Below are 24613 nucleotides of genomic sequence, written 5' to 3'. Positions count from 1 at the left end.
TCCTTTAGAAACGGGTGAATCCGTAGTAATAAAAATACGATCCAGAACCTAGAAAGATTACAACTTTCGAGAAAAGTGGATCGCGTTTCCTCAGTATCCAGTCCAATCCGCCAAAAAGCAAACCGAAAACGGCGAGTGAAAATCCGAGCAAATAAAAATCCATGTATGCGTACCAAATCCCTAGAGCGGATGCGAGACCTAAGGAATAGTCCTGTAAATCTCCCCAGATCCTTCTCTTGATCCTGGTCCATAAGGGCTCTTTTTTCTCTCTTTGGAAAAATCTTTTCCAGGATCTAGGATTACGATCTATTCCGAAAATATGATCGTACTTGGTAGAAATTTCCCAAGGCTTAAGAGTCCTTCTCTCCGGTCCCCCTAACGGTTCCGGAGAAACCCCGTATGCACCGCCCAAAATCTGCAGAGCGTCCTTATCTGGAAGAGAAGATAATAAGTCCCTAAAAGGTGCGAATCTGGAATAAAGAGGATAAGATCTGCCTGTGGTTAGGTCTGTCTCTTTTAGGATGGATCCATCTCTAATAGTGGAAACATAAATGCGGCCATTCTCTCCGGCGGCTTCCAAAGTAAGTCTGATCTTACGATCATGAAAATGAAAGTCGGCTTGGAGGATATCTCCATCCGGAGTTTTAGCTTGGTAGGATTTTGTATATCCTTTGGCTGGAGGAAACTCAGGTTTCCACCAACGTCTTAAAAGAGAATAGTCCTGGAAGGAGGCCATACAGCAACATGATCGGCCAATTTCGAATTTTGCTTTAGGCTTTGATAGTTGCTAATTTCGAGTCGGGAGAGTTCCCGATGAGGATGGCGGGCGAAAAAGACCGGGTCTTCGATTCGATTTCCCGGTCTTTAGATATCAAAATGGTATCTTATTTGCCTTTCTTCTTATGACGATTCTGTCTTCTTTTTTTCTTCCTCTTATGAGTCGCGATCTTTCTTCGCTTTCTTTTTTTACCGGAAGGCATTCGGTTCTCCTGATTCTGTTCCTAACCTGCCAGGAAATTATTCGGTGTACTTTTGTAAACCTTTATTTTTACGGATCTCGGCTACCATATTCTTGATATCACCTATTCCTTCTTTAGAAGCGATGAAGAGAACGTCTTCCTCTTCTACCACTACTATATCCTGCACTCCGAGTAGAGCGGTGAATTCTTTTCTAGTCTGAGTGACGTTGTTTCCGGATTTATAAAATAGAATTTCTTTACCGATATGACGATTGCCTTGGTTATCACCAGGCAATACTCTTTCCAAAGAAAGCCAAGAGCCTACATCATCCCAAGAGAAGCTTGCTTCTACCATTCTGATACGAGCGCTCTTTTCCATGATGGCTATATCAACGGGTTCGGAGGGTAGAAGTTTGAATGCTTCTCCCAAATCTCCCATCTTCTTGAATGGAAATCTATCCTTAAGAGGTTTTAATATTTTAGGAGAATGTTTTTCAAATTCGTCGAGGATCAAACTTGTCTTCCAAAGAAAGATACCTGGATTCCAATAGAAGTTCGCTTTTTTAATATACTTGATCGCAGTTTTTACATCCGGTTTTTCGAAGAATGATTTTACTTCGAATCCGTGTTTAGTCGGTTTTCCCGCAGCAATATAACCGTAACCTACTTCCGGACGATTCGGTTTGATACCTAGTAGAACTAAATGTTCGTCCGCTTCTTTCAAAGCCTTTTGGATACTCTTAGCGAATTCTTTTTCCGAATTCACCCAAGCATCCGCAGATAATACGACCTGGATCGGATCCCCGAACTTCTCCTGAAAATACAAAGAAGCTAGGGCAATGATAGGCGCGGTGTTCTTTCCTTCAGGTTCTATGATAAAATTATTCTCCGGGAAAGTTCTTTCCTGAGCTAGGATCGCTTTTTTTAAAGTAGCATTCGTTCCGATGAATACTCTATCAGGACTTGTGATCGTATAAGCACGATTCAAAGTCTCTTTCAAAAGAGTATTTTTAGAATATACTTTCTGGAGTTGTTTAGGAGTGGAAACTCTGGATCTAGGCCAGAATCTTTCTCCCTTTCCCCCCGCCATAATGAGTACTACGGGTTTATCTTGTGTCATTTATTCCACCTCTTTGGGTTTGGGGGCGGACTTTTTCTTACTCAAAGATTTAGGATCTCCAAAAACCGTATCGGAAGGAAGAAGTAGTACATCCACATTCTCCCCGATATTATCATAAAGCAGGAACTCTTTCATATCCGGATTCTTCTTTAGAAAATCCTTATATTGTTCCCATTTCTTTTTGGATACTGCAAGTTTTGCTTCTTCTTGTATAGAGTAAGATTCCGCCTTTTTTAAGGCTTCTATTCTTTCTAACTTTTTAGCCAAAATATAGTTAGGATTACGGAATATATTCGCGATGAGTATCGGGTCAGGAATATCCAGACTGATGATACGAACCGATTCTATCTTAAGCCAAGGAACCTCATTCGAAAGAATTCGAACGATATCGTTCCTTAAAAAGGCGGAGATAGAATCTTTGTTTAAGTTGATATTTTTCTCATCTTCTATCCCGGCCCTAAGTTTGGACTGGAATATATTAGAGAGATATTTTGCTCTTCCTTGGTCCGTCTTTCCTCCGGAGAGAAAAAACTTTTTGGATCCTTCTCCTTCTAGATGAAAGGATAGATCCAATTTCGCTCTGATCTTACCTTCTTCCGATTTTTCCGAAAATAATCCGGAAGAAAGATCGTGATGGATCTCTAACTCTAAAGCCAGCGAGTGTAAGGATTCTTTACGAACAGACTTGTCCCAGAACTGAATTACAGCAGGTTCATAGGCAAAGCCCGGGCCGCGAACAAAGGAAACTAACTTGGAATCTTGTTCCCAGACAAGCAGGGCCTCTCCTTCTTTTATAAAAAAAAGCGGATAGGATACCAGTAGGATCCCCGCTAATATAAATAGAATGAAAAGTGCCCGGCCTATCTTTCGGAACATTTAGGCGGAAGGAGCTTCTTTTGCTGCTTCTTCTGTATAAAGTTTGATTACTTTAGAAGGAATGATCGTGGAGATCGCGTGTTTGTACACCAAACTCTGCTTATTCTCCTGCTCAAGGACTATAGTAAAATTATCAAAACTTACCACTTTCCCTTTTAGAGGAACTCCGTTTAGAAGATAGATGGTCAATTCTAGTTTTTCTTTTCTAGCCGTATTGAGCAGTTGGTCCTGTATATTATTTTTAGCAGACATAGATTTTTATCCGTTTATATTTTTTATCTTTTTATACGCTTCTTTCGGATGGATCGGTTCCAATATCTTTTGCTTTCGGAACCAAGTAATCTGACGTTTGGCGTAATTCCTATGGGACTGGCTTAAATTCCCAAAGAATGTCTCAAGATTGGACGTTCCTTTAATATTTTCAAGCGCGAAATTATAACCTAAGGACTGAAGACCGGGACAATCTTCCCCGTATTTATCCGAGACCCTTTTTGCTTCTTCAGCCATTCCGGATTCTATCATTTTTCTGGCCCTGGAATCGATCCTTTCATACAATTCTTTTCGATCCAGATCTAAGAAGAATGCCCCAAGTATATTCAAATTTTTGGAAATTAGGGCACCGCTCCCCTCTTCCACTTTTAGTTCGGACCAAAGAGTTCCCATCCAATTTACTTCGAGGGCTCTTCCGTATCTGTAATTATCGTTTGGAAAGATTTTTTGGAGAGCTTTCGGGTCCAATATTTGGAGTTCTTGGATCCTTTCTTCCATACTCAAGGATTCTACTTTAGCTTTTATTTCTTCGCTGATTTTCGGAACGGGAAACATTCCGTACAAAAAAGCATTTAAATAAAACCCTGTTCCAGCTGTTAAAACTGGGATTTTGCCTCTGGAAAGTATATCATCCAGCGCTTCTTCTGCCATTGTCACAAATTTTGCTGCGTCTATGGACTGAGAAGGAGAAAGAAATGAAACCAGATGGTGGGGGATTTTTTCGCAGTCTTCGGTACTAGGGGCTGCAGTCCCGATACTTAACTCTTTATAGATCTGTCTGGAATCGAAGGAAATAATTTCAAAACGGGAAGGATCTAATTCTCTCACCAGAGCCGTTTTTCCGGCCCCGGTGGGAGCGGTGATAATTAGAATGGAATGGAAAGGGGGAATTATTCCTCCTCCTCTTCCTCGTCTTCTTCCTCTTCAAGAGGTTCTTCCACAATACCTTCTTCTTCTTCGAAACCTACTTCGGAATCGTAGTCTAAGTTTTCTTCTGGAAACTCTTCTTCTTCCACTCTGGCCACACGAGACCTGGATTTGGAAGGAGGACGTTTACTCTGATCGGCTCCGCATTTAGGGCAGATTTTTACTTCTTTGTTTAGATCGTAGAACTTAGTTCCACAAGTATGACAGGTGAACTTTTTACCCAGAGGATTGAGGGAAGATTTGGATGCAGAAGACTTTTTAGTCCCTGCAGGCTTGCTTGCGCTAGCAACTTCCTTCTTTTTTGCCGGAGGAGTTTTTTTCTTAGGGGCGCTTTTTTTCACCGGAGGTTTAGACTTCGGTGCAGCTTTTTTCTTAGCCGTTTTCTTAGCTGTTGCCATCGGAATTGACCATGCTGGAAGACACTTATTCCGATTCAAGCAGAAAAAGCAGCCAGAAATCTAGTTTCCGCTAATTTGTATTTTCTAAGAATTGGATTCGGAATAAGAGGTTTATGGTCCATCTGAGCGTAAATGTAAACAAAATTGCAACTCTGAGAAACTCCAGAGGCGGAAATCATCCGGACCTGATCTATCTATCCAAGCTGATCCTGGAAGCAGGCGCTCATGGAATTACAGTCCATCCCAGAGAAGACGAAAGACATATAAAAAAGAAGGACGTATTCGACCTGAGGGAGTTCCTCACGCTATACAATCAGAATAAAAAGAAGAAGATAGAATATAATATGGAGGGAGAACCTTCTCCCCGATTTCTAGATCTTGTTCTGGAAGCAAAACCGGACCAGGCAACGTTAGTCCCGGTTACTCCGGGTGAGATCACCTCGGACCATGGTTTCGATCTGAAGAAGGACTCCTCCGAGCTAAAAACGTATATCCGGAAGATCCAAAATGCAGGAATTCGGGTTTCTATCTTTATGGAAACGGATTTAGAAAATCTTAAACTAGTAAAAGATACGGGCACAGACCGTGTGGAATTTTACACCGGTCCTTACGCCCACGCTTTCGATCAATCTCCGGAAGAAGGTAAATCTATTTTCGGATCTTTCCAAAAAGCGGCGGAGTTCCTACAATCCCAAAAGATCGGGATTAATGCGGGCCACGACCTGGACCATTTCAATCTTCCGTTATTCTCCCAACTTCCGGGCCTGGAAGAAGTTTCCATAGGCCACAGACTCATGTCTTATGCTCTCGAAATCGGTTTAGGAGCCGCAGTGAAGGAATATCTGAAAGCGACTGGCACGCAGAGGTAGAAGAGACGCTGAAAGGGATTGGCACGCAGAGCCGCAAAGACGCGGAGTTTTTTTTCGCACGGAGCACACTGAGATCACGGAGAGAGAATCCGGATGTTGGAGTTCCTACAGTGCCAATTTAACTCTGTGTTCTCCGTGGCCTCTGGCGAACCCAAACCCTCTGCGGCTCCGCGCCTCTGCGTGAGAAATTCTCAGCGACTCTATTTTCTCTGCGTCTCTCCCTCGGAGAGTTCCTTTGCCAGTTCCTTAAAAGAAGAATAATTCGAATCTTCTGAGAGTAATAAAAAGGCTGCTTTTTTTAAATTTGCGGAAAGTAGAGATGCTTCTGAATTTGTTTTGGCTAATTCTTCCAAGCTGGATTTAAAACTGAGAAGATGTTTTTTGGCGGAAACCTGATCCTTCGTAGAGACCGCTTTTTTGAGTTCTTTCCAGGATTGGGTGGCCTTATTTCCGGAAACCTGATCCTTAGGGGCCCTGCCGAATTCACCGCTCAGATCCCAGACCTTTTTATAAGGATGGTTCTTCTCCAGAAATTTATAATATTCGGAAGAAGGTTTGAAATTATTCGGTTTTGCTTTTGAGACCAATTCCTTGTCCAGTCCACATTCTGCAAATACCCCCTTGGTTAAGGATTCTTTGGAAATGGATTGGATCTCTATGAGTTTAGAAACGGATTCGGAAGCTTCTGCAATATTCCCTTTTTTGCATGCGGAAATTGCCGTTTTATATAAAACTTCCTCCTGGTCTGCGAGTGTGGGCTTTTCAGAGCCCAATTTTAAAGAAGAAGTGAATGCAAGTTCCTGGTAAAGTGGATCGTTTGGGTCCGAGTTTTTTGCTCTGACTGCATATTCCCAAGCAGACTGATTTTCTCCCAGAGAATCGTATAAAATAGACAAATTATAACAAGCGAGTCCCCTGTCTTTTCTCAAGGATCTGCAGGAAGATTTTAATAAATCTAAAGAAGATTTTCTTTCTTCTTCCGTTCCGTAAAAATCTAGGATTGCCTGTTCTTGTATGAGTTCCGACCCGAACCTTCCCCCGCCCGGGACGGAAACAGAAGTGCAGTAAAAAGTTCCCACAAAGCAGAAAAAAGGAAGAATACAGAACTTTTCCAAAGCTCCATAGAATAAGAGATTTCGGGGGAATAGATTGACAATGCTTGTTCCGGGTGGAAAATGATCGAAAATCAACCTTGCAAAAAGAGGACCCGATTTGAAAAGCTTGAGATCCTTCTCCTTATCCTTTCTCTCAGTTATCTTATGTACGAGCATCTTCTTCTGCCAACCTTCTTCCGGAAATTCCAAGACCACGGCAGATTTCACTCTCAAAGATTTTGACAGCGTAGTCAAGACTGTTGAGGGAAACTATATAGATAAAAATATAGATAAAAACCGCGCCTATAAGGATGCAGCGGTTTTTGCACTTTTATCTTTGCCTCATGGCCTCTATCTCTATCCGGAAAGTTATTTTACCGACCGAGAAAAATACGAAGAATCGGATGATATTTTCCCGGGCAAATCTTTCAAACTTTCTACTGAGGACAAATTCGTTCTATTCGATCCGGACTATAAAGAAGTAGAGAAGATCCGAGACAGAAAACTAAAAGAAGAGTCTAACAAACCTAAACTTTCAAATGACGAGGTCCTCAAGTTGGTGGAAAGGGAGAAGGTCCGCAAAAAAGTGCTTACCGCTAAATGGGAGCAGACCAACTTCTCCAAGAAAGACTTTGATAGAATTCTTGCTTACCTCGAAAAAAATCTGCAAAACTACACTACTCCTCCACTCAAAGACCCGTTTGGAGAAGAAGATCCTAAAGAAAAAGAACCGTTCAGTATCAAGGATGTATATCTAGCTGCGGCTAACGGTTATCTTTCTTCTTTAGATCCGCATAGCCAAGTTTTCCTAAAAGCCGCCTGGGAAGAATCCATGGCAAAGATCGAAGACGGAAGTTTCGAAGGAATTGGCGCGATCTTAAGCGGCGGCGGTAATAAAGAAGTTATCGTAGAAAACCCGTTGGAAGGAAGACCTGCAGTTACCGCAGGTGTCCGCGCAGGTGATGTGATCCTTGCTGTGGATGGAAAATCCACAAAAGGAATGTTACTCGACAAGGTAGTCGAAAGGATCAAAGGAAAAAAAGGATCCAAAGTAACTCTGACCATCCGCAGAAAAGGAGTGGCAGGAACCTTGGCAATCGATGTGATCCGAGATACGATCGAGATCCGCAATATCACAAGCAAGTTGATAGATAATCATCCTTATATTGGATATATCAAACTGACCGGTTTCGTAAAATCAGATCCTTCCGTTGATAAAGAATTCGTTCAACATTTTAAAGAATTAGAAAAACAATCCACTTCTAAAGGAACCAAACTAAAAGCATTGGTTTTAGATCTTAGAAATAACCCGGGAGGTTATTTGGATCTGGCAATCGATCTTGCGGATATGTTTGTGACGAACGGACTGATCGTTTCCGTAAAAAGTCCGAACAGAAGCCCTGAAGATTCAAACGCCGGTAAAAAAGATCTGACTGATCTGCCTGTTGCAGTTTTGATCAATGCTAAGTCTGCTTCCGCTTCTGAGATCGTAGCTTCTGCACTCAAACATCATGGCCGCGGCTTAATTCTGGGAGAGAGATCTTTCGGAAAAGCAACCGTTCAAAAGCTGCAAGAGTTAAGAGGAAACGGAGCTTATTATATCAAACTTACACAGTCACGATACTATGCTCCTTCCGGGAACACCATCCAAGTAGTCGGAGTCAAACCTGATGTGGATGTTTCTTCCGAAGAAGACGGCAGTTTCCCATTCCATTACCGCGAAGAGAATATGTGGAATCACCTTCCTGAGTTACCATCTTCTGCTGAGGAAAAAAGCCATTTCGACGTAAAAAAATTGGAAGGCTGGGTAAAATCGAACGGTCAAGCGGAGAAGTTCATACAAGAACATAAGAACGATCCGATCAAACCTGACTTCCAGTTGATCCGTTCCATTGATTACGTAGAAGCTCTTCTAAACACCGGCACAAAACGTAAGTAACTGATCTCGGCGGTGTAATACCGCCGAATTTGTACAAATGCCAAGAATTAAAACCGATTTTCTAGTCATTGGGAGCGGTATTACCGGTCTTTTCCAAGCATTAAAACTTTCTAATGTAGGTGAGACTGTGATCGTGACCAAAAAGTCCGATTACGAGTCTAACACCAATTATGCACAAGGCGGCATCGCCTCCGTTTTTGCCGAGGGAGACAAATTCGAGGACCATGTAAAAGATACATTAGAATCAGGCGCAGGACTATGCGATCCGGAAGCTGTCCGGGTTTTGGTGAAAGAAGGTCCTCCTTTAGTCAAAGAACTCTTAGAATACGGCGTTCCATTCAACTTAAATCCAGAGGGAGAATTCGATCTTCATAGAGAAGGCGGACATGGAACAAATCGTATCGTCCATGCTCACGACAGGACCGGTCACGAGATCGAAAAAACCCTCCTTCAGATCGTAAAACAAAACCCAAATATTAGAATATTAGAATACCATACTGTGGTAGATCTGATCACTCCCCACCATCTCAAAAAGAAGGGTCTGATCTGTTTCGGGGCCTATGTTCTTTCCAACCAAACCGGAGAAGTGATCCCTATCCTTGCTAAAAAAACGATTATAGCAAGCGGTGGATCAGGACAGGTATATTCTCATACTACAAATCCTAAAATTGCAACAGGTGACGGTGTTGCCTGTGCATATCGTGCAGGCGCCGAGATCCGGAATATGGAATTTTACCAATTCCACCCTACTTCCCTCTACCACGAAAAAGGAGATTCGTTTTTAATTTCAGAAGCAGTTAGAGGAAAAGGCGCGGTATTACTTGGAATGGACGGTGAACCGTTCATGAAAAAATACCATCCAATGGCTGATCTTGCCACAAGAGATATAGTCGCAAGAGCCATAGACGCAGAAATGAAGAAGTCGGGAGATCCACATGTTTGGTTGGATATCTCACATAAACCTGCGGCAGAGATCAAAGGATCCTTCCCATCCATTTATGCAAAATGTCTTGAATTAGGAATAGATATCACTACGGATCCGATCCCAGTTGTGCCTGCCGCCCACTTCATGTGCGGAGGAATTGCAACTGACCTTTGGGGAAAAACTAGAATAGAAAATCTATTCGCAGCGGGAGAAGCTTCCTGCACCGGGGTCCACGGCGGTAACCGTCTTGCATCTAATAGTTTATTGGAATGTTTAGTATTCTCCAATCGTATCGCAGAAGAGATCCGCAAAAATCCACCGGACTTCTTACCTGAACATGGACAGATCCCTGCCTGGGATAAAGAAGGACTAGTCAATACGGAAGAATGGGTATTGATCTCCCATGATCTTTCGGAGATCAAAAATACGATGTCCAATTATGTGGGGATTGTCCGCTCCAATCTACGTTTAGAAAGAGCAAAAAGAAGAATGGATCTGATCTATGCGGAGGTCAGGGACTATTATAATAGGACAATAGTCACAAATCCTTTATTAGAACTTCGTAATTTGGTTCTGGTGGCCGAATTGATCATTCGCTCTGCACTTGCCAGACACGAAAGTAGAGGTCTTCATTATTCTACGGATTATCCGGAGAACAGATCCCCATCCAGACATGATACAATTCTGATCAATGACCTGGTCCATGGAGATCTTCAGGCTCCGTTATAATATTTTCGCACAGAGACACAAAGGCACGGAGGTTCATAAAACAGAAATGTCGAATGTAGGAATTCCTACAAAACAACATCTCTGAGACTCCGTGCGAACCCAAACCCTCTGCGGCTCAGCGTCTCTGCGTGCCAAATATCCCTGTGTCTCTTAATCCTGTGTCTTATCTTACGCAGCGAATAAAATATCTGCTGGTTTTGCTAAAAGCCTCATCTTCTCCAAATCTATCTCTGGTAAAAGATACCGCTCTAGCTGTCTTACCCGCCACATCTTGTTCATTCGCCGTAGAACTCCAATAGAACGCCTCTATTGTATCAGGAAACTTTAACAGCATGAAGTTGCGGCTATTAGAACTTAAATATTTTAACTCTAAGAAACTAGCAACTCTCCAGTCATTATAACCACCCGTATTATCGTTCGCACAAGAATTATATGCTTCCGAATTTCCCGGGATACCTATCGGGGACACATTCGTTAGTGTTTGAGGTATTCCTAATGTATTACAAGAATTCAGATCCACACTACAATATTGTAATTCTGAGGCTCCGAAGGAACTTGGATTCGCCAGTGTTCCACTCGCTCCCCTACAACTGAAATTTGTAGCATCGCCGCTAAACACTTGCCCTTGGCTGCAAGTCTTCCACATCAAACCGCTTGTAGAATCAGATGTTGTTCCATCTGGATTAGTCGTAAAACTTTGGAAAAAAAGTGCTCCTGCAATTAGATCGCTGTCATCTTCTTCTCTAAAACCATAAGGACTATGATCCAGTTTCTCTTCACAACCCATCGCGAACATACAAAACGCGAATAAGGTGAATAAGGATCTTACTATTATTAATATTCTTCTCATTTCTTTTTCCTTAGAACGCGTGGCTGAAGTTTACGAATAGCTGTTCATCTTCTCTGGATTTTGCCCAGTCGATCATGATGATAGTAGCCATATTCCAAGCGATCCTAAGTCCGAGACCATGCGAATATTTATAATCCTTGGTTCCAGCCTTATGTTCGTCGTCCCAAACTCGTCCGAAGTCCATGAAAGGAACTAAGTTGAATGCGAAGTATTCATCACCTACACGTAAGGATCCGAATTTCCATCTCACTTCGATATTACCCCAGCCCATCATTCTTCCTACGAAACGATCTTGTTTATAACCGCGGATCGTACGAATACCTCCGAGTCCTCCGATCAGACCTTCCGTTCCCCACATGTTACGGTATTCGAAGAATGGAACATCTCCCTCGGATAGTCCCGCACCAAAACGCGAAGCGATCACGAGTTTTTCGAAAACTTTAGGAAACGGACTCCAGAAAAATTTTCCTTGAGCAAAGTATTTCTGGAAATTGAAATCTGAACCGAATGTTTTGCTGTTCTTCTCGAAGGTTCCTTCTAAGAATACACCACTATTCGGATCCGGTTCGAAGTCACGAGTATCATATACTAACGCGAGACGGATCGCGTTTACGTATCCACCATGATAACCTAAGATCTTTCCAGCTTCCGCATCTTCGGTCAGACGGGTTTTAGCGTTAGGCACATTTGCTCCGTAATCCATACCTAGAACCGGATCATAACCCGGTGCTTTTTTTCCGTCAAAGGTCCTGATAATATTTTCGGAAGCTTTTATCCCGGCAACTAAACGAACCGTTCCACCGAAGAAAGATCTCTCCGTACTTAAATTGATCATAGGAGTTTCTATGATATATCCGTTGTACATCTTATTGGTAACAACAAAACCCGGTTGGCTTGGAACTCCGTAATAGGTATTACCTCCGAAGGAAACCGGATCTTGAGGACCTCCCGGTCTATAATAACTAAAATTTCTGCTCTGGTCAGCAAAAGTTGCGTTATTATTATAATCCCCGCCAGGTTGGTTTCTATCAAAATAACTCAGAGTTTTTAAGGAACCTTCACCTATTCCAAAGTAGAGTGTGGTAGGTGTAATTGTTAGGAATGCATCTGCACGAAGACGCCATTGTGTATTCGCAATAAACGGCATATCCAAACTGAGCTGATGGTATTGAGCATTCTTACTAGTATTAAAATACTGAGCAAAAAACCGCACTCTATACGGAGTATAATCGAATAACGGATCCGATTTTAAACCGTTATTATAAGCATACGCACGAACACCAAAACCAACACCTTCAAGCGGATCTGAATTGATTAGAGGGAGTCCGGTAGGATACCAACCTTCCCGTTTAACGGCTAAGTCTTTTGCACAAAGCTGTTTAGAAGAATCCATATGAAACGGCATATTTTTGCGCGCTGGAGGCTTGTCGCAACCCGGTTCAGGGATAAAATCTTGGGCGTCTATATTGAAACTTGCTACAAAACAAATCGTTAGCACCAACGATTTAATTTCTTTAATCCTCATGTACACTCCGGATCTAAGATTTTAAGTTCGTTAGTTATTGAAGTTATAAGAGCTTATGTCAATTGAAAATTTCGAATTAGGGTTTTGGTGACCCCGTTCGTCACGCAAAAGTTCCCTTTCATCACAAGGGTTATAAAAAAATTAGCGAATTGTACATTACTAAAACACGATTTCGACCCAGATATAAGGGATATATAAGTGAACCTTTGTTTAGGTCACATAGAAAAGTAAAACAAGGCAAATCAGAAACATTAATAATTTATAATATTACCATAAAGTTTAGGAAAGTTCCATAAAATCCCACGCAGAGGCGCGAAGACGCGGAGAATTTTCGCACCGAGACACAAAGGCACGGAGGTTCATAAAACAGAAATGTCGAATGTAGGAATTCCTACAAAACAACATCTCTGAGACTCTGTGCGAACCCAAACCCTCTGCGGCTCAGCGTCTCTGCGTGCCAAATATCCCTGTGTCTCTTAATCCTGTGTCTTATCTTACGCAGCGAATAAAATATCTGCTGGTTTTGCTAAAAGCCTCATCTTCTCCAAATCTATCTCTGGTAAAAGATACCGCTCTAGCTGTCTTACCCGCCACATCTTGTTCATTCGCCGTAGAACTCCAATAGAACGCCTCTATTGTATCAGGGAACTTTAACAGCATGAAGTTGCGGCTATTAGAACTTAAATATTTTAACTCTAAGAAACTAGCAACTCTCCAGTCATTATAACCACCCGTATTATCGTTCGCACAAGAATTATATGCTTCCGAATTTCCCGGGATACCTATCGGGGACACATTCGTTAATGTTTGAGGTATTCCTAATGTATTACAAGAATTCAGATCCACACTACAATATTGTAATTCTGAGGCTCCGAAGGAACTCGGATTCGCCAGTGTTCCACTCGCTCCCCTACAACTGAAATTTGTAGCATCGCCGCTAAACACTTGTCCTTGGCTACAAGTCTTCCACATCAAACCGCTTGTAGAATCAGATGTTGTTCCATCTGGATTAGTCGTAAAACTTTGGAAAAAAAGCGCTCCTGCAATTAGATCGCTGTCATCTTCTTCTCTGAAACCATAAGGACTATGATCCAGCTTCTCTTCACAACCCATCGCGAACATACAAAACGCGAATAAGGTGAATAAGGATCTTACTATTATTAATATTCTTCTCATTTCTTTTTCCTTAGAACGCGTGGTTGAAGTTTACGAATAGCTGTTTATCTTCTCTGGAAACAGCATAGTCGAACATGATGATAGTTGTTTGATTCCAAGCGATCCTAAGACCGATACCTCGGGAATATTTATAATCCTTGGTTCCCACCTTATGTTCGTCGTCCCAAACTCGTCCGAAGTCCATGAAAGGAACTAAGTTGAATGCGAAGTGTTGTCCTGCAACGGAAAGAGATCCGAATTTCCAGCGAAGTTCGATATTACCCCAACCCATTGCACGTCCCACGAATCGGTCTTGTTTATAACCTCTTAATGTAGTACGTCCACCTAGTCCGGAGATCACACCTTCGGTTCCCCACATGTTACGGTATTCGAAGAATGGTGCATCCCCCTCAGTGACGGAGAAACCGCCTCGTCCTGCGAGAACCAATTTGTCGAAAACTCTTGGGAACGGGCTCCAGAAAAATTTTGCCTGAGTGAAATATTTGGAATAATCGAAATTAGATCCGAAAGTTTTTGCGGATCTTTCGTAGGTTGCTTCTAAAAAAACACCCTGGTTCGGATCCGGCTCCAAGTCTCTCGTATCATAAACGACTCCTAATCGAAGTGTGTTTACCATACCGCCGTGATAACCTAAGATCTTTCCTGAATTATAATCTTCGGTAATTTTAGTAGTACCGTTAATCGCCTTTCCACCTGAATTGATCCCGAATCCATCTAAGTAAGGATCAGAAGCATTCGCAAGAGTTCCGTCAAATGCTCTTACGATATTCTGGGACATACGAAGTCCAGCAACGAGTCGAACAGTTCCTCCGACATAAGATCTTTCTCCACTCAACATAGCAGTTGGAGAGATCAAATTATATCGGTTGTATTGAGAGTCCGTTACTCTAAATCCGTTTTGTGCGGGGAATCCGTTGTAAACGGCACCGTTAATATCTACAGGATCTCCAGGACCACCAGGTCTAGTGTAAGCCAGGTTTCTTTGTTGGTCCGCAAAAGTTGCGTTAGTGAACACAGAACCTCCGTCCTGGTTCCTATCCGTATAACTTAAGGTTTGGAGAGAAGATTCTCCAATACCAAAGAATAAAGTATTCGGGTTGGCATCATAAACACCTTCCCCTCTCAAACGCCATTGTGTTCCAAACACATACGGAGCATCGAAAGCGATATCTTGGTATTGGCGTTGTTTTGTGGTATTGAAGTACTGAGCGTAAATTCTGAATTTATAAGGAGTATATTCGAAAAATGGATCTTCTTTTTTTCCATTATTATATGCGAATACACGAATTCCGTAACCGATCCCAGTATTCGGATCCGAGTTTAGAAGAGGAAGTCCAGTCGGGAACCAACCTTCCTTCTTCTTTTCTAGATCCTTTTTACAAAGCTGTCTTTTAGGACTAATAAAGAATGGTAGATCCGTTCTTTCAGGAGGTTTTTCACAACCATCCAAAAGCCCCGGATCGGCGGAGATACTTTGAGTCGAAACAAAGGCCAATATAGCAATTATGCCTATGCGAATAAGGAAATGCTTCATGCAGTAACCTGAAAATTTTTATGGAATTCGCAATGTATAATAGTATCTGACTCGATGTCAAATTTATTCCTGGAACCTTTTCTTTTGATATTGGGTCATGGGCTTCGACTTAAACCTGATTCTAAAATTATCATACCGTTTGTTCGAAATAAGAATTTAATTTTTAACAATACTGAAATGTTTCAGTAGCATGAAACAAGATCGAAGAATGTGAAGAAGGAAATAAATTTACTCGCCTAATCGGATCAGCAACTGGTCTTGGGAAACAATATCACCTGGATGAGCGAGTACTTCTAATACTTTAGCATCTGCTCCAGCCTTCAAGGCATGTTCCATCTTCATAGCTTCTACGACTGCAAGAGTCTGTCCTTTTTTAACGGAGTCTCCCGGCTTTACTTCTACCTTGATGATCTTTCCTGGCATAGGACTTTTGATCTCTAAAGAAGCGGCTTGTGCATCTGAAGTTTCTCTTCCTTTGATCGCGAACTGGAATGTTTTTCCTTTTGTATGGATGAAAAGTTTCCCGCTTCTAAGTAATGCTACGCTTCCATCAGGCAAAGAATAAGAACCGTCCTCACCTTCCGTCCAAGAATAATGAGTGAGAAGTGATTCCCATTTTTTTTCAGGACCGAATAGTCTGGAGGAAGAATCTCCCAGATCCAATACGTATTCTTTTTCTTTCCATTGGAGTCGGAACAAACGGTTCAAGATATTTCTCCCCAAACTCCGTTCGGCCCGACGGCTTCCCATACGGAGGAAGTTTTCACTGTTCGGTTCGCAAGAAAAGATGCAGTTCTCATGAGTGCTTCTTTTTCTTCTCCGGATTCTTCCCAAACTATTTTATGTTTTTCTAAAAAATGAGTATTGGTGTTTCCTTTTACGAATTCGGAATGTTCCAAGATCGCTTTTAGATAATTCAGATTTGTGATCGGCCCGAATACGATCGTTTCTTCCAGGCCGGAGATCAGATTTTTGCGAGCTTCTTCTCTTGTTTTTCCGGTCCCGATCACTTTAGCAAGCATCGGATCGTAATAGAGAGAAACTTCTGAACCTGTGACCACTCCAGAATCCACTCTCAAATTTTGGACTTCCGGGAATCTGGCGAGTTCTATCTTACCGATAGAAGGCAGGAACTCATTCTCAGGATCTTCCGCATATAATCGGACCTCGATCGCATGTCCACTCTGGGAGGGAGATTTTCCGCCGGTGAGTTTTTCGATACTCACACCTTCTGCAATTCTGATCTGCCATTCTACTAGATCGAAACCTGTTACTGATTCAGTAACAGGATGTTCCACCTGAAGTCTTGTATTCATTTCCAAGAAGTAGAATGAGGAATCTTCCCCCAGAATAAATTCAACCGTTCCAGCACCGATATAACCGATGGAAGAAGCGGCCTTAACAGCTACTTCGCAGATCTTTTGTTTCAGTTCAGAAGGCAGATTAGGTGCGGGAGATTCCTCCACTACTTTCTGGTGCCTTCTCTGGATGGAACATTCTCTTTCGAATAGATGGATCACTTTTCCGGAAGAATCTCCGAATACCTGGACTTCTATATGTCTAGGATTTATAATATATTTTTCTAAAAATACTCTTGAGTCCCCGAAAGCGTTTCCTGCCTCTCTTTGTGCGGATTCTAATGCAGGCAAAAATTCCTCTTTGGAAAAGACACGTTTCATTCCTTTTCCGCCGCCGCCCGCACTCGCCTTGATCATGACCGGAAATCCGATCCTTTCCGCCTCTTTTAATAAAACGGAATGTTCCTGGGAGTCTCCTTCGTATCCCGGGACGACAGGGACTCCTGCCTTCTCCATTGCCGCACGAGATCGGATCTTGTCACCCATCAGGTCCACAGTTTCAGGCTTAGGTCCTAAGAAAGAGATTTTTGCCTTGGAAAGTTCTCTTGCAAATTCTGCCTTCTCGGACAAGAACCCGTAACCGGGATGGACCGCATCCGCTCCCGTTTCGGAAATTGCTTTTAGTATATTAGGAATTACTAAATAGGATCTAGAAGGTTCCGACTCTCCCAAATAAAAGGAAAAGTCCGCCGCTTTTACGAAAGGTGCATCCTTATCCGCATCCGAATATACGGCTACTGTCTCTATACCTAACCTTTTGCAGGTCTTTTGGATACGGAGAGAAATCTCTCCTCTGTTTGCGATAAGTAGTCTTTTGATCACTTGGATTTAGAAGAGACAGGTTCGCGCACTGTTCCGATCTCGGAGTCTAATGCGATCTTTTCCTTGCTCATGGTTTCGTATAAGAAATCCCTAAAATTCTCCCAGGTCTCGTAAGTCCAGGGTTCATATCTTCCTATAAACTTGTATCCAACCTTAGCAAACATAGGTTCCGTCTGGTAAGTGGTAATTCCAGATTTTAGTACCAACACCACAGGAATTTTATTCTCATACGCAAGTTTGATCATCCCTTTTTGCATCGGTTGGATAATTTCAGAATAAGAATTATGACCTTCCGGATAAACTATATAAGAAGTAGTGGAAAGCCCTTTTATTAAATTACGAACGGATACTGCGATCGTAGCCGCTTTGGAGGTCTCAAAAACCTGAGAACCCATCGCCTTCATCCACCAATAGGCCACTAAAGTTTTTTTGATCACTTGGTTTGCCAGATACGGTTTGTTGACCACCAGGCAATCATAAGGAAAATCTATTTCGTTTACATGATTTAAAAAGATCATATGACCCTTTTCCGGGATCTGCATCTCATTCTTGATCATAAGATCCGTTTTGGTCATACGGATCACAACTGGTCCCCAAGTTTTTGCACCCTTTAGAAAAGAAGCATATTGTTTTTCTCTCTTACCGATGACCGCATAAAAAATCCCGGCGATCATAGTAGGAAACGCTACCGTAAGTACCAGCCTTAAGGTTACGACATAGGTGCGTAATACCAGTTTGCGATACTTCGGGGAAAACCTGCCCAAACGGCTTTCCATAAACTTGAGTGGATTCATGCGAACTATGCTTTAGTATCGCAGTGAACAAGGAAAGCAAATTCTTAACATTAGTCAAAGAGAGAAACACGAATGAAATATTCCAATCCGATCATAACTTACGATGTTCGCTTGGTATATAAAGGACCTGATCCAATAAAAAAGCCGATCTCTATGAGACCGGCCTTTTTATTTTCAGATGAATGGAAGGTTCTTATTTATTAGCAGGCTGGGAAGCAGCTGCAGCTTGTTTTCTCTTCTGAGCTCCTGGAGGGATCTTATCTCCCAGAAGTTTTTTACGAGTATCAGCATCCCAGCGAAGATATAGTTTATTGTCGATCTCATCGTCATAAACTCTGCCTAAAATATCCACAGCGTCTCTACGATAATCGTCCGGAATTCTTTTATCGAATACGGGGCTCATTCTATTATCCGCACGGACAAGAGGGTTAGTGGAGAAGTCATATGTAACTCCTTCTACCGAAACAACTTCACCCGGAGTGATCTCTCCGATCTCGTTACGAGTCTCTTCAGTTTTAGCGTCCGATCTTTGCAGATAATAATTATCATAAGGATACTTGAGTTTGAAAATATTCATCGCATTGGATCTTGCGTCCCTGCAAAGATTGATCGCTCCCAAATACATTTCGATACGATGTTTTCTATGCTCAGGCTGGAGTTTTTGGTGTTTCTCCAGATGTTTTTCTATCTTAAGTGCGTTATTACGTGCTTCCTTGGCTTCTCCCAAGAATTGATAACCTAACTCCATATTTTTTTCGATGGTGTATTTATTTACCACGTAATGGAATTCTCTAGGGTTGTACATTCTGCGGGTATAAGGAGCTTCTCTATTCTCCTTGATATCCGCACGGATATAACTTGTTTTTCCGTATTCCACGGAAATATCCACAAGCGCTCTATCCATAGGATTATTCGGATTTTTCTTTTCGATCGCTGTTTTCAGGATCTCTTCCGTTCTTTCCACATATGCCTGAGAAAGTTCTTCCAGAAGAAGTTCCATTCCAAGCTGGGATTCTAAAAATCTACGATAAGAATTTACGAAATTCCCTTCGAAGAAATACAGAAGACCTTCTTGGTACAATCTTTTGAGTTCTTTATACTTCGCGAGTCTTTCCCCATCTGCTTGGGCCTGACCCTGCCCGGAGGATTTTACCTCTCCAGGATAATTTTTAACAACAGGTTCTATCGCTCTTAAATAAGTTAAGAGTTCTATTCTCTTCTTATACGATTTCATAGAAACGGCTTCGCCGTGTAATAGAACTGGGGCGACTAACATCGCAATCATGAAAACGAGAAGTTTTTTCATTGGCGGACCTTTTCCTTAGTATCTTCCTGAGAAGACCGGGTTCAACCCGAAAATCGTGCTTTTCTTCTTAGTCTATCGGTTAGAATACGGTGAGAATTGACGCTTCCGGCTCGATTTTTCCGGAAATTCTTCGTATGACAGCAACAGCATTAGCCCAAGGCAAAAAAATCTCGTTTCGCAACAAAGAAGATACGGTCTGCCCTATCTGTAGCGAGGTCCACCAAAGGGAAAGTATGTTCCAAGGGGGTGGAAGGCTGATCGCCGGTAAACTCACCCAGGAATTACGTCGCTTATACGAAAAAAACAAAAAATTCGGCCGTGTGAGCCCGAACGATTACGTTCTAAACGTCTGCCCTCGTTGTCTTTATACCGCGTTCCCTAAAGATTGGTCCGGACTAGATGCGGACGAACTCGCAAAATTAAGGGAATCCGCAGAAGTTAGACGCAAAAACATAGAGTCCATCATGGGACCTACCGATTTTTACCAGGAAAGGAACCTGATCTTGGGTGCTGCGTCTTATCTATTAGCGATAGAATGTTACCAGTCCAGAAAAGTGACAGTAGCTCCTACACCTAAAAAAGCGGTCTGCGCTGTTAGAGGCGCTTGGTACTTCGATGATGTGAATACTGAGTTTCCAGGTATGGGTTACGACAAGATCCGGGACCTTTTATACCAAAAATCCGCGGGCTGGTACACGGACACAATGGAGATCATGCAATCAGGTTCAGAACCTGTGGATGCAGCTTCTTATCTACTCGGGCCCGATACGGACAAAAACTGGGGATTCGACGGAGTCATCTATCTTTCCGCTTATCTCACAATGAAGTTCAAGGAAGAACTAGCATCCGATGCGGCTTCTAAACTGAACCTTCTCATCCGCGCCAAAAGAACTCTTTCTAGATTGTACGGTTCAGGTAAGGCATCTAAGTCCAAACCTTCCGTCATCATCGATATGGCAAAAGAACTCTATGACGAATACAATAAGATCATAGAAGAAATGGGCGGAGAAAAATAAGAGAATTGTTTCTCCCTTCTCCACTTAGTCTTACTCCTTCCCATTCTCGCTCCAGACTATGACAGAAGATCCTAGAAACTATGCCTTGCTGATTGAATTCGATGGTGGATGTTTTTTCGGATACCAAAGCCAGAAACAATCTCCCACGGTTCAGGAAGAAATAGAAAAGGCACTGGATATTCTTCTCAAAAAACAAACTCGTATCTGGGGAGCGGGAAGGACCGACACTGGAGTCCATGCCAGGGGAATGATCGTAAATTTTAAGACGGATTCCCCTATTTCCAATCTGTCGAAGTTCCTACTCGGAATGAATGCGCTCACCGACCGGGGTCTGGCAATTCATGAGATCACAGAAGTCCCATTGAACTTCAATTCTCAGTTTTCCTGTACCGCAAGAGAATATGAATATCTTTTGGTAAATGCGAGGTTTCCAAGACCGGTTTGGAAAAACAGAGCATTCTGGTACCAACATCGGATTGACGTTTCCCGCTTAAGAGAAGAACTGGAACTACTAAAGGGAGAGCATGACTTCAGAAGTCTGGCAAAAGCCACTTCGATGCGGAACCGAAGGACAACTACCCGGGTCATCTATGATGCGAGCCTTATAGAAAGTGAAGAAGAGCCCGGACTTCTTCGTTTACGGATCAAGGCAAACGGTTTCCTCCATAATATGGTCCGGATCCTGACCGGAACACTTTTTGAAATAGCGATAGAGAAGCGCAAAGAGACGAATATATTGAAAATACTTTCTTCCAAAGATAGAACCATAGCAGGGATTACCCTCCCCCCTTACGGATTGTATTTTCTAAAAGCGTACTACGATTCATTTCCTCAAATAGATCGAATGTACCAAAACAGGAAAGAATTCGGCGGAGTTCCTAGATGAAAAAACTCCTTCCGATCGCATTTTTACTTTTCCCATGGGCGCAGGCCTTCTCTTATCCGGACCAACTGGATAATAAAGCGGTAAAATACCTGGGAGGTAATCCTGTTTCTCCTCCTATGGATTTTAATAAGATCGGGAACAGTTTTAGAAATGGAGAATTGATCCTGGCACAAGCAGGCGGAAATCTGCCTTCTTCCGGACTCTCCCGTTCCGATAAAAAAGACGGCACCGACGACGAAGAATTAGAGGAAGAACTTCCTGCATTCTATGATAATAGAAAACCGGAAATTGGCGCCTGGGTTGGTGCTTCTAACCCATTCCCTGGATCGGAAGCTCAGAAATATTTGGATACCACTTTGGGTGGTGGATTCTTCTATAGAATTCCTTGGCCTTGGATCTTTTATGTAGAAGTAGGAGCTTCCTATTCCAACTATCTGTCCAGATCGGAAAGAGCACTTACCACTATACCTGTATATTCCGCTCTCTGTTACAAACTTCCCTTCGAACTTCCGATCACATTTATGGTGAAGGCCGGATTCGGAGAAACCTATGTGGTTGCAAGACCTGCAAACACTTCCCGCTGGGACAATACGTTATATGCAGGATTCGAAGCGAGTTTTGTTGCCGGGAAGAAGATCCGGATCGGTATCCGACTGGATTATAATAAAATTTATGAATCAGATTTAAATTCACCCGCGGAAACAAAGTATCCTTATGTAGGTCCTACTGTGGATTCCAGGTTAAATAACCCGTATTATTACAATAAAGTGGATACTGAATTTTTCCATTTCGGTTTAATGGTGAGCGTATTCTTATGATCTCTAAAACGAATCGTCTTCTATACCTTTTTTGTTTTTCGCTAGCATTCGTTTCAGATTGTAAGGTAGGGCATTGGGAAGGGAACGCCACTGATAACCCCGTAATTAGTACCCTTTTCAATAATAGAATGTTACTTCTAATGAAAGGTACTTATGCCACGGACAGTCCTTTGGAATTTTCAGAATACAATAACGGAACCGGGAATGTATACGAAGATCTGTCCGGGGATACTGCTTTCAATCTAGCAGGTCTTCCTAAAATGGCAAATCTTCCCATCTATATCGATATAGGTGAGATCCGAATTTCTTCCAAATACCAAGACGGTCTGAATAATCTTTCTCAGATCAGAACTGTTGCAGCTGCAAAAGCTTTCTGGGATAACGTCGCTCCTAATAGAGAAGTGTATTGTACCCAACCTTATACATTGAATGCAAACACCTGCCGATCCCTGAACGGCGAATTCAAAATGATCCAGTTCTTAAATGGAGAAGGAGCGGAATTTCCTTCCAACGATCCTACTGCAGGAACTTCTTCAGGACTCGCAAGCCAGTATTATTATACCGGAACTTATATCCGCTCCCTTGTTACCGGTTGGGGAAATTCACCGGGGGTAGATCTTACAAAAGTAACCTTCTTCGATAACTATGGTGTGTATGGATTTAATATAGTTCCAAGACTTGCATACGCAGCAGGGACCACCGATAAATCGGCGTATCCATTAGTATTCCCTCTTCTCTATTCCGTACAACCCGGAGAAGCGGATATGGACTTTAAACCTGGATTCGAGCCTTATATTTTCGAAGTAAGAATGAACCTTAAGGAAAATCTAATGGTTCACTCCATCAAAGCAGCTGACGGAAGTACTGCGGCGACTTTGATCTCTATCAGCGATTGGAAAGTAAATCACCAAGGACAGACTGATATGGGTGGAGGGATTTTGTCCAGATCCAGGACTATCTATCCAAGCGGGGCCTCTTCTTTGGCAATCACAGGCGGCTCCGGAAATTTAACTCATTATTTTGCGGTTTTTAGAGAGAATGAAACGGATATTCTTACAAAACTTCCATTAGCTGCCACACCCGCAAGAAATGGAACAGTAAAGATGAAATACATCAATTCCGGAACTCATAAGCTGTATTGTCTGGCTGATACTGGAAACCTGGACGGTTTTCCGGATACGATCGTAGGAACTCCGCTCACATTTTCCGTTCCGGAGAACGGAAACATGAGCACTGTTTCTTTAACTTATTCTTGTCCTTAGGGGAAAAGTCGCAGAGTTTTTTTCATATTCAGAGTTGAATCCTGTTGGAATACCTACAGCAAGCATGCAAGTACCAAGCTTCCACCAACCTGTTTCTCTCTGCGACTTAGCGCCTCTGCGTGAGATACCTTAGCGTCTCTCTCTTAACTACGTGTCTTCCCTAATATTTCTTCCTGTCTGCCCATAAGTCTGACGGAAAGTCTAGGTCCGATCTCTTGTACGATCCTGGATGCAACGTAATTTCCCCATCTTGCCGCATTATCAGGTGAAAATCCGTGGGTGAGTCCGTAAAGAACACCTGCCGCAAAACAATCCCCTGCTCCGGTAGTATCTAATAAATTCTGGGCAGGAAATCCGCCGATATGACTGATAGTCCCGTTTACGGAAGAGAACGCACCGTTGGAACCGTCCGTCATCATTACATTCTTACAAATGGATGAGATAAATTTTAAAGCGTCTTCTTTGGATTCTGTAGCGGCGAGTGCCTTTGCTTCTTCTGCATTACAAAAAACTAAATCACAATATTCTTTAGTGAGTTTTAAAAAATCCTCTCTGGAACGGTTTACGCAGAACGGATCGCTGAAGGTAAATGCCACCTTTACTCCCGCTTTTTTGGATTCTTCCATTGCCAAAAGACAAGCTTCTTTGGTGGATGGTCCGTCCCAAAGATATCCTTCCACATAACTATAAGAAGAGACCTTTAGTTTTTCCAGATCCAGATCTTGTTTGGTCAATGTGGAAGAAATTCCCAAATGAGTGAGCATTGTTCTCTCTGCATCTGGAGTCGTAAGGATCACACATGTCCCGGTATGCCCTTCCTTGGAAGGAGGAACTTCGAATAAGATCCCTGCCTTCTCCATGTCCTGTTTGTAAAATTCCCCGTAAGTGTCCTCGCTTACTTTTCCGGTATAGGTTCCGGTCCCTCCTGAATTTGCGAGTGCGATCATCGTATTCGCAGCACTTCCGCCTGATCTTAATTCTTTTTTATGTCCATCTAAAGCGGTAAGGACCCCACCCTGCACTTCTGCATCCACCAGGGTCATGATCCCTTTGTTCCAGCCCATTTTTTGTAAAAAAGAATCTTCGGTAGGGATTAGAATATCCACAAGTGCGTTCCCTATTCCGAATACGTCGTAATGTCTCATTTTTTCTCCGATATT

At 42.5% G+C, this 24613-nt stretch carries 23 protein-coding genes; 7 read left to right on the top strand and 16 right to left on the bottom strand.

Features of this window, described 5'->3' with window-relative positions; genetic code table 11:
• Window positions 1-4: 4 nt before the first annotated feature.
• From EHR06_RS00445 to EHR06_RS00420, 6 genes are all read right to left on the bottom strand, one after another.
• Complete coding sequence (locus EHR06_RS00445) at window positions 5-736, bottom strand: hypothetical protein (RefSeq protein ID WP_135627349.1); 732 nt, start codon at window positions 734-736, stop codon at window positions 5-7.
• A 281-nt stretch (window positions 737-1017) separates the two neighbouring features.
• Window positions 1018-2079 (bottom strand): mannose-1-phosphate guanylyltransferase, encoded by a 1062-nt coding sequence (locus EHR06_RS00440; RefSeq protein ID WP_135755215.1) that lies wholly within the window; start codon window positions 2077-2079, stop codon window positions 1018-1020.
• A complete protein-coding gene (locus tag EHR06_RS00435; RefSeq protein ID WP_135755214.1) occupies window positions 2080-2955 on the bottom strand; it encodes a hypothetical protein in 876 nt (291 codons plus the stop codon).
• Window positions 2956-3207, bottom strand: coding sequence for an RNA chaperone Hfq (gene hfq, locus EHR06_RS00430; RefSeq protein WP_008592014.1), 252 nt, complete (start codon window positions 3205-3207; stop codon window positions 2956-2958).
• Window positions 3208-3213: 6 nt separating this feature from the next.
• Window positions 3214-4098, bottom strand: a complete 885-nt coding sequence (gene miaA / locus EHR06_RS00425) for a tRNA (adenosine(37)-N6)-dimethylallyltransferase MiaA (protein ID WP_167492256.1) — start codon at window positions 4096-4098, stop codon at window positions 3214-3216.
• Window positions 4099-4115: 17 nt separating this feature from the next.
• Complete coding sequence (locus tag EHR06_RS00420; protein WP_135755212.1) at window positions 4116-4550, bottom strand: TIGR02300 family protein; 435 nt, start codon at window positions 4548-4550, stop codon at window positions 4116-4118.
• A 113-nt stretch (window positions 4551-4663) separates the two neighbouring features.
• Between EHR06_RS00420 and EHR06_RS00415 the strand changes: the two genes are divergently transcribed.
• The gene (locus EHR06_RS00415) at window positions 4664-5419 is read left to right on the top strand and encodes a pyridoxine 5'-phosphate synthase (protein ID WP_135755211.1); all 756 of its coding nucleotides are present in this window, start codon (window positions 4664-4666) and stop codon (window positions 5417-5419) included.
• Window positions 5420-5619: 200 nt separating this feature from the next.
• Here the strand turns inward: EHR06_RS00415 and EHR06_RS00410 are convergent, their stop codons facing one another.
• Window positions 5620-6534 carry a hypothetical protein gene (locus EHR06_RS00410; RefSeq protein ID WP_244288449.1) on the bottom strand — a complete coding sequence of 305 codons (915 nt, stop codon included), beginning with the start codon at window positions 6532-6534 and terminating at the stop codon, window positions 5620-5622.
• A 97-nt stretch (window positions 6535-6631) separates the two neighbouring features.
• Between EHR06_RS00410 and EHR06_RS00405 the strand changes: the two genes are divergently transcribed.
• A complete protein-coding gene (locus EHR06_RS00405; RefSeq protein WP_135755210.1) occupies window positions 6632-8452 on the top strand; it encodes a S41 family peptidase in 1821 nt (606 codons plus the stop codon).
• 37 nt (window positions 8453-8489) lie between these two features.
• Entirely contained in the window at window positions 8490-10106 is a 1617-nt protein-coding gene (gene nadB / locus EHR06_RS00400) for an L-aspartate oxidase (protein WP_135755209.1), read from the top strand.
• Window positions 10107-10269: 163 nt separating this feature from the next.
• Here nadB and lsa25 (EHR06_RS00395) read toward each other — a convergent pair whose 3' ends face one another.
• The 8 genes from lsa25 (EHR06_RS00395) to EHR06_RS00360 all read right to left on the bottom strand — a co-directional run bounded on the left by lsa25 (EHR06_RS00395) (window position 10270) and on the right by EHR06_RS00360 (window position 19471).
• Window positions 10270-10956, bottom strand: coding sequence for a surface adhesin Lsa25 (lsa25, locus tag EHR06_RS00395; RefSeq protein WP_135755207.1), 687 nt, complete (start codon window positions 10954-10956; stop codon window positions 10270-10272).
• A gap of 10 nt (window positions 10957-10966) precedes the next feature.
• Entirely contained in the window at window positions 10967-12481 is a 1515-nt protein-coding gene (omp85, locus tag EHR06_RS00390) for an Omp85 family outer membrane protein (RefSeq protein ID WP_135755208.1), read from the bottom strand.
• A 489-nt stretch (window positions 12482-12970) separates the two neighbouring features.
• Entirely contained in the window at window positions 12971-13657 is a 687-nt protein-coding gene (gene lsa25, locus EHR06_RS00385) for a surface adhesin Lsa25 (RefSeq protein ID WP_135755207.1), read from the bottom strand.
• Window positions 13658-13667: 10 nt separating this feature from the next.
• Complete coding sequence (gene omp85 / locus EHR06_RS00380; RefSeq protein ID WP_135755206.1) at window positions 13668-15191, bottom strand: Omp85 family outer membrane protein; 1524 nt, start codon at window positions 15189-15191, stop codon at window positions 13668-13670.
• Between the two features lie 228 nt (window positions 15192-15419).
• The gene (locus tag EHR06_RS00375) at window positions 15420-15899 is read right to left on the bottom strand and encodes an acyl-CoA carboxylase biotin carboxyl carrier protein subunit (RefSeq protein ID WP_135755205.1); all 480 of its coding nucleotides are present in this window, start codon (window positions 15897-15899) and stop codon (window positions 15420-15422) included.
• Window positions 15896-17371 (bottom strand): acetyl-CoA carboxylase biotin carboxylase subunit, encoded by a 1476-nt coding sequence (locus EHR06_RS00370; RefSeq protein ID WP_135755204.1) that lies wholly within the window; start codon window positions 17369-17371, stop codon window positions 15896-15898. The genes EHR06_RS00375 and EHR06_RS00370 overlap by 4 nt, the downstream gene beginning before the upstream one ends.
• On the bottom strand, window positions 17368-18165 hold the full coding sequence (locus EHR06_RS00365) for a lysophospholipid acyltransferase family protein (RefSeq protein WP_135755203.1): 798 nt from the start codon (window positions 18163-18165) through the stop codon (window positions 17368-17370). Before EHR06_RS00365 ends, EHR06_RS00370 begins: the two co-directional genes overlap by 4 nt.
• Window positions 18166-18358: 193 nt before the next feature.
• A complete protein-coding gene (locus EHR06_RS00360; protein ID WP_135755202.1) occupies window positions 18359-19471 on the bottom strand; it encodes an LIC11274 family protein in 1113 nt (370 codons plus the stop codon).
• A gap of 134 nt (window positions 19472-19605) precedes the next feature.
• Here EHR06_RS00360 and EHR06_RS00355 point away from each other — a divergent pair, with 134 nt between their 5' ends.
• Genes EHR06_RS00355 through EHR06_RS00340 form a run of 4 tightly spaced genes read left to right on the top strand, consistent with a single transcriptional unit; the run spans window position 19606 to window position 23453 of the window.
• Window positions 19606-20487 carry a DUF2225 domain-containing protein gene (locus EHR06_RS00355; RefSeq protein ID WP_135755201.1) on the top strand — a complete coding sequence of 294 codons (882 nt, stop codon included), beginning with the start codon at window positions 19606-19608 and terminating at the stop codon, window positions 20485-20487.
• A 58-nt stretch (window positions 20488-20545) separates the two neighbouring features.
• Entirely contained in the window at window positions 20546-21373 is an 828-nt protein-coding gene (gene truA, locus EHR06_RS00350; protein WP_135755200.1) for a tRNA pseudouridine(38-40) synthase TruA, read from the top strand.
• The gene (locus EHR06_RS00345; RefSeq protein WP_135755199.1) at window positions 21370-22191 is read left to right on the top strand and encodes a hypothetical protein; all 822 of its coding nucleotides are present in this window, start codon (window positions 21370-21372) and stop codon (window positions 22189-22191) included. Before truA ends, EHR06_RS00345 begins: the two co-directional genes overlap by 4 nt.
• A complete protein-coding gene (locus tag EHR06_RS00340) occupies window positions 22188-23453 on the top strand; it encodes an LIC11270 family surface protein (protein ID WP_135755198.1) in 1266 nt (421 codons plus the stop codon). Before EHR06_RS00345 ends, EHR06_RS00340 begins: the two co-directional genes overlap by 4 nt.
• Before the next feature lie 143 nt (window positions 23454-23596).
• On the opposite strand, the gene EHR06_RS00335 is transcribed toward EHR06_RS00340, so the two are convergent.
• The gene (locus EHR06_RS00335; protein WP_135755197.1) at window positions 23597-24598 is read right to left on the bottom strand and encodes an adenosine kinase; all 1002 of its coding nucleotides are present in this window, start codon (window positions 24596-24598) and stop codon (window positions 23597-23599) included.
• Between the last annotated feature and the right edge of the window lie 15 nt (window positions 24599-24613).

Source organism: Leptospira dzoumogneensis, from assembly GCF_004770895.1.
GTDB classification, from domain to species: Bacteria; Spirochaetota; Leptospiria; order Leptospirales; family Leptospiraceae; genus Leptospira_B; species Leptospira_B dzoumogneensis.
The sequence above is the reverse complement of the archived record's forward strand: the minus strand, read 5'-3'. Positions and strand labels throughout refer to the sequence as shown.